A 9,995-nucleotide genomic window follows, 5' to 3' on the forward strand; every position below is an offset into this window, starting at 1 on the left:
GGGCAGGGTGATGTGGAGGCCCAGCTCGACCGTGCCTTCGCCATCGTGCGCGACACCTTCGGCACGGGCATCGGAGCGGGCCGGACCGCCGGGGCCGAGCCCGAGCGCGCCCCGGCCGCGACGGTGGCCGCGGACGGTGAGGTGCTCGTCGCGGTGGCGCGCACCGACGCCCCCCTCGACGAGGTCATGCGGACGATCCAGCAGGCGCTGAAGGACCGCTGAGGGCCTGCCGGGGGCCCGTCCGGGCCGGGGTGCGAATCCGTTCGCGGTGGCCCGACGCCCGTGGTGTGGTTCGCCCATGCGAACCGATGAAGTACGCGACCTGTACGACCGCACGATGCGCGAGCACGCCCGCCCCGAGGGCCCCGGGGCCGAGGTCGAGCGGGCCGGGCCCCTGGTGCGCCAGGTCGGCGGCCCCGACGACTGGAACGGGATCGTCTGGTCGGACCCGGAGCTGGACGCCGCGGGGGCCGACGCGGCGATCAGGGCCCAGATCGGGCACTACACCGCGCTGGGCCACGGGGAGTTCGAGTGGAAGCTCTACTCCCATGACCGCCCGGCCGACCTGGGCGACCGGCTGCGGGCGGCCGGATTCGCACCGGACCCGCCGGAGACCCTGCTGGTCGCCCCCGTCGAGGCGCTGGCCGATCCGCCCGGGGCGGGGCTGCCCGAGGGCGTCACCCTGCGCCCGGTGACCGACGCGGCCGGAGCCGAGCTGATGGCGCTGGCCCACGAGCGGGCGTTCGGCACGGACGCGAGCCGGCTGCGCCACCAGGTGCTGACGCGGCTGGAGAGGGCTCCGGACGACTTCGTGGCCCTGGTGGCGATGGCCGGCGGGGAGCCGGTCAGCTCGGCCCGTATGGAGCTGTACCCGGGCACGGGCTTCGCCGGGCTCTGGGGCGGCGGAACGGTCGCCGAGTGGCGCGGCAGGGGCCTGTACCGGGCCCTGGTCGCCCATCGGGCCGCCGTGGCCGCAGAGCGCGGCTACCGCTACCTCCAGGTCGACGCCACGGACATGTCGGCCCCGATCCTGGTCCGGCTCGGTTTCACGGCGCTCGGCACGACGACGCCGTATGTGTACCGACCGGCCCGATAGCAGCCAGCCAGCAGGACAGAACGTCCCGTAACACCCATCGTGTTGCTCATGCGTGCCCACGGGATGACAAGTGAGAGAAATTGTTGGCACTGGGTGCCTTGTCAGGTGTCACGGAGTGCCATACGTTGAAGGAGTCCGGGCGGCCGGCGTGCTGAGACCTCACACGTACGCCGGCTGTCCCCGCAACCACCGTGCTGCGCGCCCGGACGCCTGCGTCACAGGCACCCTTCTGCTCCACCGGGCAAAGCCGAGCTCCACCCCGCCGAACCGACGGCAAACACCTCCACACCGCACTCCCCTGCCAGCAGGGCCCCTCAAGCGTTCCCTCGACGCCGCATCACCGGAGGCAAAACCGTGAAGGAAATCCTGGACGCGATCCAGTCCCAGGACAGCACCGCCGCGGACTTCGCGGCCCTGTCCCTCCCCGAGTCCTACCGCGCGATCACCGTGCACAAGGACGAGGCGGAGATGTTCGCGGGGCTCGAATCCCGCGACAAGGACCCGCGCAAGTCGATCCACCTGGACGACGTCCCGGTCCCCGAACTCGGCCCCGGCGAGGCCCTCGTCGCCGTGATGGCCAGTTCCGTGAACTACAACTCCGTCTGGACCTCGATCTTCGAGCCGGTGTCGACGTTCAGCTTCCTGGAGCGCTACGGCAGGCTCAGCGAGCTGACCAAGCGCCACGACCTGCCGTACCACGTCATCGGCTCCGACCTGGCGGGCGTCGTCCTGCGCACCGGCCCCGGCGTGAACGCCTGGAACCCGGGCGACGAGGTCGTCGCGCACTGCCTCTCGGTCGAGCTGGAGTCCTCCGACGGCCACAACGACACGATGCTCGACCCCGAGCAGCGGATCTGGGGCTTCGAGACCAACTTCGGCGGGCTCGCCGAGATCGCGCTCGTCAAGTCCAACCAGCTGATGCCCAAGCCCCAGCACCTCAGCTGGGAGGAGGCCGCGTCCCCGGGCCTGGTCAACTCGACCGCGTACCGCCAGCTCGTCTCGCGCAACGGCGCGGGCATGAAGCAGGGCGACAACGTGCTGATCTGGGGCGCCAGCGGCGGACTCGGCTCCTACGCCACCCAGTTCGCGCTGGCCGGCGGCGCCAACCCGATCTGTGTCGTCTCCAGCCCGGAGAAGGCCGACATCTGCCGGGCCATGGGCGCCGAGGCGGTCATCGACCGCAACGCCGAGGGCTACAGGTTCTGGAAGGACGAGCACACCCAGGACCCCAAGGAGTGGAAGCGGTTCGGCAAGCGCATCCGCGAGTACACCGGCGGCGAGGACATCGACATCGTCTTCGAGCACCCCGGCCGCGAGACCTTCGGCGCCTCGGTCTACGTCACCCGCAAGGGCGGCACCATCACCACCTGCGCCTCCACCTCGGGCTACATGCACGAGTACGACAACCGCTACCTGTGGATGTCGCTCAAGCGGATCATCGGCTCCCACTTCGCCAACTACCGCGAGGCGTGGGAGGCCAACCGGCTGATCGCCAAGGGCAAGATCCACCCGACGCTCTCCAAGGTCTACTCCCTTCAGGACACCGGCCAGGCCGCGTACGACGTCCACCGCAATCTGCACCAGGGCAAGGTCGGCGTCCTCGCCCTGGCCCCCCGCGAGGGCCTGGGCGTGCGCGACCAGGAAATGCGCGAGCAGCACATCGACGCCATCAACCGCTTCCGCAACGTCTGAGGTTCTCCGATGAACGAACGTCAGAAGGACCGGCCCTGGCTCATGCGGACGTACGCCGGTCACTCGACCGCCGAGGCGTCCAACGAGCTGTACCGCCGCAACCTCGCCAAGGGCCAGACGGGTCTCTCGGTCGCCTTCGATCTGCCGACGCAGACCGGATACGACCCGGACCACATTCTCGCCCGCGGCGAGGTGGGCCGTGTCGGTGTTCCCGTCTCGCACCTCGGTGACATGCGGCGGCTGTTCCAGGACATCCCCCTGGAGCAGATGAACACCTCGATGACGATCAACGCGACCGCCATGTGGCTGCTGGCGCTCTACCAGGTGGTCGCGGAGGAGCAGGGGGCCGACCCCGACAAGCTCCAGGGGACCACGCAGAACGACATCGTGAAGGAGTACCTCTCGCGCGGGACGCACGTCTTCCCGCCGGTGCCCTCCCTGCGGCTGACCACGGACATGATCACGTACACGGTCAACCGCATCCCCAAGTGGAACCCCATCAACATCTGCAGCTACCACCTCCAGGAGGCGGGGGCCACCCCGGTCCAGGAGATCGCGTACGCCATGTCGACCGCCATCGCGGTGCTCGACGCGGTCCGCGACTCGGGGCAGGTGCCGGAGGAGAAGTTCGGAGACGTGGTCGCCCGCATCTCGTTCTTCGTGAACGCGGGCGTCCGCTTCATCGAGGAGATGTGCAAGATGCGGGCCTTCGGCCGCATCTGGGACCGCGTCACCCGCGAGCGGTACGGCATCGCCAACCCCAAGCAGCGCCGTTTCCGCTACGGCGTCCAGGTCAACTCCCTGGGGCTGACCGAGGCGCAGCCGGAGAACAACGTCCAGCGCATCGTGCTGGAGATGCTGGCCGTCACCCTCTCCAAGGACGCCCGCGCCCGCGCCGTACAGCTGCCGGCCTGGAACGAGGCGCTGGGGCTGCCCCGGCCCTGGGACCAGCAGTGGTCGCTGCGGATCCAGCAGGTCCTGGCGCACGAGAGCGATCTGCTGGAGTACGAGGACATCTTCGCCGGTTCGCACGTCATCGAAGCCAAGGTGGACTCGCTGGTCGAGGAGTCGCTGGCGGAGATCGACCGGATCCAGCAGATGGGCGGCGCGATGGCCGCCGTCGAGTCCGGCTACCTCAAGTCGGAGCTGGTCTCCTCGCACGCGGCACGCCGGGCCCGGATCGAGGGCGGCGAGGAGAAGATCGTCGGCGTCAACATCTACGAGACGACCGAGCCCAACCCCCTCACCGCCGACCTCGACGGCGCGATCATGACGGTCGACCCCGAGAACGAGGCCCGGGTCGTGGCCGCCCTGCACGAGTGGCGGGACAACCGCGACGAGACGCGCGCCTCCGAGGCGCTGGCCGCGCTGAAGAAGGCCGCCGCCGGCACCGAGAACATGATGGAGGCCACCGTCGAGTGCGCCCGCGCCGGCGTCACCACCGGCGAGTGGTCCTGGGCGCTGCGGGACGTCTTCGGCGAGTTCCGCGCGCCGACCGGGGTCTCCTCGGCCCCGGTGGCGGTCACCGCCGAGCCGGGCAGCACGCTCGCCCTGGTCCGCGAGAAGGTCACCCGCACCTCCGCCGACCTGGGCGTGGGGCGGCTGCGGCTGCTGGTCGGCAAGCCGGGCCTGGACGGGCACTCCAACGGGGCCGAGCAGATCGCCGTACGGGCCAGGGACGCCGGGTTCGAGGTCGTCTACCAGGGCATCCGGCTGACCCCCGAGCAGATCACCGACGCGGCAATCGCCGAGGACGTGCACTGCGTGGGCCTGTCCATCCTCTCCGGCTCGCACGCCGAGCTGGTGCCCGACGTCCTGCACCGGCTGCGCGAGGCCGGGGCCCCGGACATCCCGGTGATCGCGGGCGGCATCATCCCGCCGGCCGACGCCGCCGCACTCATCGAAGCCGGAGTGGCCGCCGTCTTCACCCCGAAGGACTTCGGCATCACCGAGATCATCGGCCGTATCGTCGACGAGATCCGGAAAGCGAACAAGCTCGACCCTCTGGAGGTCCCCGCATGACCACGCCCACAGTCCCCGTGAACCGGCTGCGTCCCCGCCGCTCGTGTCTGGCCGTGCCGGGCTCGAACCCGCGCTTCCTGGAGAAGGCCCAGGGCCTCCCGGCCGACCAGGTCTTCCTCGACCTGGAGGACGCCTGCGCGCCGCTCGCCAAGGAGGGCGCGCGCCACACGATCGTGGACGCGCTGAACAACGGTGACTGGAGCGGCAAGACCCGGGTCGTGCGGGTCAACGACTGGACGACGCACTGGACGTACCGGGACGTCATCACGGTCGTCGAGGGCGCGGGGCCGAACCTCGACTGCATCATGCTGCCGAAGGTCCAGGACGCCCAGCAGGTCGTGGCACTGGACCTGCTGCTGACCCAGATCGAGAAGACGATGGGCTTCGAGGTCGGGAGGATCGGCATCGAGGCGCAGATCGAGAACGCCAAGGGCCTGGTGAACATCGACGACATCGCCGCCGCCTCGCCCCGCCTGGAGACGCTGATCTTCGGCCCGGCCGACTTCATGGCCTCGATCAACATGAAGACCCTGGTCGTCGGCCAGCAGCCGCCCGGCTACCCGGCTGACGCCTACCACTACATCCTGATGCGCATCCTGATGGCGGCCCGTACGCACGACCTCCAGGCGATCGACGGCCCGTTCCTCCAGATCCGTGACGTGGACGCCTACCGCGAGGTGGCCGGCCGCGCCGCCGCCCTCGGCTTCGACGGCAAGTGGGTGCTGCACCCGGGTCAGGTCGACGCGGCCAACGAGGTGTTCTCGCCCTCGCAGGAGGACTACGACCACGCCGAGCTGATCCTCGACGCCTATGACTGGTGCACCTCCGAGGAGGGCGGCAAGAAGGGCTCCGCGATGCTCGGCGACGAGATGATCGACGAGGCCAGCCGCAAGATGGCACTCGTCATCGCGGGCAAGGGCCGGGCCGCCGGAATGCGGCGCACCTCCAAGTTCGAAGCCCCGGAGGCCTGATCATGCAGTTCGGACGCACATTTGAGGAGTTCGAGATCGGTGCGGTCTACAAGCACTGGCCCGGAAAGACGGTCACGGAATACGACGACCACCTCTTCTGCCTGCTGACCATGAATCACCATCCGCTGCACATGGACAGCAACTACGCGGAGAGCACGACCGACTTCGGAAAGAACGTGGTCGTCGGCAACTACATCTACTCACTGCTGCTCGGCATGTCGGTGCCGGACGTCTCCGGAAAGGCCATCGCCAACCTGGAGGTCGAATCGCTCAAGCACATCGCGCCGACCTTCCACGGCGACACCCTTTACGGCGAGACGACCGTGCTGGACAAGACCCCGTCGAAGTCCAGGAACGACCGCGGGATCGTGTACGTGGAGACCAGGGGCTACAAGCAGGACTCCACCGTGGTCTGCGTGTTCCGGCGCAAGGTGATGGTCCCCACCGAGACGTACATCAAGGAGCGCGGCGGAGAGCAGCCCGGCCGCCCGACGCCCGCCAAGTAACTGTGTGAAGCCTTAAGGCCATCCGCGTGAAGCCACAGGAGAAGCAGCCATGACGCGACTCGCCCAGACCGCCGGTCTCAACGACATCCAGCGGGAAATCCTTTCCACGGTCCGGGATTTCGTCGACAAGGAGATCATTCCGGTCGCGACCCGGCTGGAGCACCGCGACGAGTACCCCACGGAGATCGTCGAGGGGCTCAAGGAACTCGGCCTGTTCGGGCTGATGATCCCCGAGGAGTACGGGGGGCTGGGTGAGTCGCTGCTCACCTACGCGCTGTGCGTGGAGGAGATCGCGCGCGGCTGGATGAGCGTTTCGGGCATCATCAACACGCATTTCATCGTGGCCTACATGCTCAAGCAGCACGGCACCCAGGAACAGAAGGACACGTTCCTGCCGCGGATGGCGCTGGGCGAGGTACGCGGGGCCTTCTCGATGTCGGAGCCGGCGCTGGGCTCCGATGTTTCGGCGATCACGTCGAAGGGCGTCCGGGACGGCGACGAGTACGTCCTCAACGGCCAGAAGATGTGGCTGACGAACGGCGGAACGTCGAATCTGGTGGCCGTACTCTGCCGAAGTGACGAAGGCCACCCGGAGGGCACCGCGCCCCACAAGTCGATGACGACCTTCCTCATCGAGAAGGAGCCCGGCTTCGGAGAGGTCCGGCCCGGCCTGACCATCCCCGGAAAGATCGACAAGATGGGCTACAAGGGCGTCGACACGACCGAGCTCATCATGGACGACCTGCGCATTCCGGCCAATCGCGTCCTCGGGGGCACGACCGGCCGAGGGTTTTACCAAATGATGGACGGCGTCGAGGTCGGCCGGGTGAATGTCGCCGCGCGTGGTTGCGGTGTCGCACAACGTGCATTCGAACTGGGCGTTTCGTACGCACAGCAGCGTCACACCTTCGGCAAACCGATCGCCCAGCACCAGGCGATCCAGTTCAAACTGGCCGAAATGGCCACCAAGGTCGAAGCCGCCCATGCGATGATGGTCAATGCGGCACGCAAAAAGGACTCCGGGGAACGAAATGACCTGGAGGCAGGGATGGCGAAGTACCTCGCCTCCGAGTACTGCAAGGAAGTCGTCGAGGACGCCTTCCGTATCCACGGCGGTTACGGCTTCTCCAAGGAGTACGAGATCGAGCGCCTCTACCGCGAGGCACCGATGCTGCTGATCGGTGAAGGTACCGCCGAGATCCAGAAAATGATCATTGGCCGACGTCTCTTGGAGGAGTACCGATTCCAGGGCTGATTGTCCCTTTCGAGGTGATTTGGTGGCGAAGAACATCACACCGGGTCACCCCCGACGGGTGCCTTTCCGCCGTCCGACTCGGCTGCTGGCTTGCCCAGTTGCGCCCGGCAACCGATACCATCGCCGGAAAGCCGCCGTCCCCCGTTGCCAGCGCGGCATCATCCGCTACGAAGGTCATTCATGCCCGACAGCACTTCCTCCGCATCCCGCGGCGGGGTCCGCATCGCCCGCGGAGCATCGCCGTGGCTCCTGCCGACCGTCGCCACCGCAGCCCTCAGCCTGGCCCGCGCCCGCAAGTCGGGGCGCTGGGCAGCAGTGGCTGTGCCCACCACCGCGCTCGCGGCGGGCATGCTGTGGTTCTTCCGTGACCCCGAGCGCGAGATCACTGACGGCCGGGTCATCTCCCCGGCCGACGGTGTGGTGCAGAGCATCATGCCGTGGAAGGACGGGCGCACCCGCGTCGCGATCTTCATGAGCCCGCTCAACGTTCACGTCAACCGCGCTCCGCTGGCGGGCACCGTGACGTCGGTCGAGCACATCCCGGGCGGCTTCGTTCCGGCGTTCAACAAGGAGAGCGAGAACAACGAGCGCGTTGTCTGGCACTTCGACACCGAGCTCGGCGACATCGAGATGGTGCAGATCGCGGGAGCGGTCGCCCGTCGGATCGTGCCGTACCTCCCCGAGGGCACGAAGGTGGAGCAGGGCGAGCGCATCGGCCTGATCCGCTTCGGCTCGCGCGTGGACATCTACCTCCCGGAGGGTATCGATGTCGCGGTCGAGGTCGGTCAGGCCACCACCGCGGGGGTGACTCGAATTGACCGTGATTGATCCTGATACCAAGGCCGGCTGGGTGCCGGAGGCCGACGACGAGAACGACGCCGACGGCGCGGAGGACATGCCGCTGTCCATGCGGCTGTCGATAGCGGACACGCTCACGCTCGGTAACGCGACGTGCGGGTTCATGGCGGTGTACTTCACCACCACGGGCATTCTGATCCCGCACCTCACGGGCAGCGACGAGACGGGCATGGCCCGGCACTCGGCCGCCACCGCCGTGATCCTCATGCTGATGGCGGCGATCTTCGACCTGTTCGACGGACTCGTGGCGCGCAAGCTGCGCTCCTCGCCGATGGGCGCCGAGCTGGACAACCTCTCGGACCTCATCAGCTTCGGGCTCGCACCGGCCTACTTCGTGCTCGTGTACGGCATGGTCGCCGACGACGCCCATCAGCGGGTGTCGGCACTGGCGGCGATCGTCGTGTTGCTGGCGGTGGTGCTCAGGCTTGCCAGATTCTCCTGCGTGACGCTGAAGGACGGCATGTTCCAGGGCATGCCGAGCCCCTTCGGAGCGCTGACGGTCGTCTCGATCGTGCTCCTGGAGCTGCCCTTCATCCCGACGCTGCTCGCGATCGTCGGTGTGGCGTGGCTGATGGTGAGCCGGGTGGAGTACCCCAAGCCGAGGGGCATCCTCGCGGTGGCGATGCTCGGCTGGATCGTGGCCGCGATGGGGCTGCTCGCCGCGTGGGCGTTCGACGCGCCCGGCGGTCAGCTGCTGCTCCAGACCGGCTGCGCGCTCCAGGTGGTGCTCGGCGCGGTGATACCGCTGTTCGCCACGGCGCGACGGGTGAACACGTTCCGTGACAACCGGCGCGAGGCGCGGGCGGCACAGCTGCCGTAGCGGCGGACAGGCGAAACAGGGCGAGGGCCCGGATGCTCCCCGGCATCCGGGCCTTCGTGCGTTCCCGGCGCGCTCAGGCGTTCCGCTCGCTCGTACGTTCCCCGCCGTCCGCCTCACTCGTCGTCGCGGGGCTCCAGGCTCCAGATCAGCTCGGCGCGCAGCGGCCCCGTCCGGGACAGGACGGCACCGTGGACGGGGGCGAGCGCGGCGAGCTGGGAGGCATGGCACAGGACAGCGTCGCGCTTGGCCGCCCACTGCTCGTCGGAGAGCACCAGCTCGTGGCGGACGGTGAGCCGGTGGGTGCGGTCCAGCTCCCGGTAAGCGGGCCCCCAGTCCTCGCTCGCGGCCAGTGCCTCGCCCGCCCCGGGGGTGCCCCATTCGGGGAGGTGTCCGGTGTAGGGCAGGTCGGCGTACACCCAGGGCTCGGGGGCCCCGGCCGCGGCGAGGACGCGCTGGGTGCGCAGCCGGACGGCCTCGTGGTCCGGCTGGTTGGTGGCGAGCGGTACGAGCACCCGGGTGCCGGGGGCCAGCGAGCGCAGCAGGGCGTCGAGGCCGGCCGGCTCGTCGCCCTCGCCGACGTACGGGCCGTCGGGGTGGTCGACGAGGACCTGCTCGGCCCCGAGGAGCTTGCAGGAGCGGGCGTCCTCGGCCCGCCGCGCCCGGTACGCCTCGACGGCGGAGCTGAACCCGCAGAGGGCGTCCCACCCCGAGACCGGGAGGCCGGGGGCCGGGGAGCCGCCGTGGACGGTGACCACCGCGACGGGGCCGGGCAGGG

General features: G+C 69.0%; 9 protein-coding genes and 1 pseudogene. 9 read left to right on the forward strand and 1 reads right to left on the reverse strand.

Annotated features, from left to right (window positions below):
* The 9 genes and pseudogenes from HET64_RS31635 to pssA all read left to right on the forward strand — a co-directional run.
* Positions 1-222, forward strand: a pseudogene (locus HET64_RS31635) (TetR family transcriptional regulator); the annotation flags it as partial.
* Between the two features lie 76 nt (positions 223-298).
* Positions 299-1,096, forward strand: a complete 798-nt coding sequence (locus HET64_RS31640; RefSeq protein WP_215110585.1) for a GNAT family N-acetyltransferase — start codon at positions 299-301, stop codon at positions 1,094-1,096.
* A gap of 354 nt (positions 1,097-1,450) precedes the next feature.
* Positions 1,451-2,788 (forward strand): crotonyl-CoA carboxylase/reductase, encoded by a 1,338-nt coding sequence (gene ccrA / locus HET64_RS31645; protein ID WP_215110586.1) that lies wholly within the window; start codon positions 1,451-1,453, stop codon positions 2,786-2,788.
* 9 nt (positions 2,789-2,797) lie between these two features.
* Positions 2,798-4,810 carry a protein meaA gene (locus HET64_RS31650; protein ID WP_215110587.1) on the forward strand — a complete coding sequence of 671 codons (2,013 nt, stop codon included), beginning with the start codon at positions 2,798-2,800 and terminating at the stop codon, positions 4,808-4,810.
* Positions 4,807-5,781 (forward strand): CoA ester lyase, encoded by a 975-nt coding sequence (locus HET64_RS31655; RefSeq protein ID WP_215110588.1) that lies wholly within the window; start codon positions 4,807-4,809, stop codon positions 5,779-5,781. The genes HET64_RS31650 and HET64_RS31655 overlap by 4 nt, the downstream gene beginning before the upstream one ends.
* Before the next feature lie 2 nt (positions 5,782-5,783).
* Positions 5,784-6,287 (forward strand): MaoC family dehydratase, encoded by a 504-nt coding sequence (locus HET64_RS31660; protein WP_215110589.1) that lies wholly within the window; start codon positions 5,784-5,786, stop codon positions 6,285-6,287.
* Positions 6,288-6,336: 49 nt separating this feature from the next.
* Positions 6,337-7,542 carry an acyl-CoA dehydrogenase family protein gene (locus HET64_RS31665; protein ID WP_215110590.1) on the forward strand — a complete coding sequence of 402 codons (1,206 nt, stop codon included), beginning with the start codon at positions 6,337-6,339 and terminating at the stop codon, positions 7,540-7,542.
* A 180-nt stretch (positions 7,543-7,722) separates the two neighbouring features.
* Entirely contained in the window at positions 7,723-8,370 is a 648-nt protein-coding gene (locus HET64_RS31670) for a phosphatidylserine decarboxylase (RefSeq protein WP_003965076.1), read from the forward strand.
* A 22-nt stretch (positions 8,371-8,392) separates the two neighbouring features.
* A complete protein-coding gene (pssA, locus tag HET64_RS31675) occupies positions 8,393-9,220 on the forward strand; it encodes a CDP-diacylglycerol--serine O-phosphatidyltransferase (RefSeq protein ID WP_215110592.1) in 828 nt (275 codons plus the stop codon).
* A gap of 113 nt (positions 9,221-9,333) precedes the next feature.
* Here pssA and HET64_RS31680 read toward each other — a convergent pair.
* A partial coding sequence (locus HET64_RS31680; RefSeq protein WP_215110591.1) for a PIG-L deacetylase family protein occupies positions 9,334-9,995 on the reverse strand: 662 nt, incomplete at its 5' end.

This window comes from Streptomyces sp. McG3 (assembly GCF_018619185.1).
Classification (GTDB): domain Bacteria; phylum Actinomycetota; class Actinomycetes; order Streptomycetales; family Streptomycetaceae; genus Streptomyces.

Bases quoted from the DNA above. Each gene is read 5' to 3' on its own strand.
- HET64_RS31640 (WP_215110585.1), top strand. From the start codon at position 299: ATGCGAACCGATGAAGTACGCGACCTGTACGACCGCACGATGCGCGAG.
- HET64_RS31650 (WP_215110587.1), top strand. From the start codon at position 2,798: ATGAACGAACGTCAGAAGGACCGGCCCTGGCTCATGCGGACGTACGCC.
- HET64_RS31655 (WP_215110588.1), top strand. From the start codon at position 4,807: ATGACCACGCCCACAGTCCCCGTGAACCGGCTGCGTCCCCGCCGCTCG.
- HET64_RS31660 (WP_215110589.1), top strand. From the start codon at position 5,784: ATGCAGTTCGGACGCACATTTGAGGAGTTCGAGATCGGTGCGGTCTAC.
- HET64_RS31665 (WP_215110590.1), top strand. From the start codon at position 6,337: ATGACGCGACTCGCCCAGACCGCCGGTCTCAACGACATCCAGCGGGAA.
- HET64_RS31670 (WP_003965076.1), top strand. From the start codon at position 7,723: ATGCCCGACAGCACTTCCTCCGCATCCCGCGGCGGGGTCCGCATCGCC.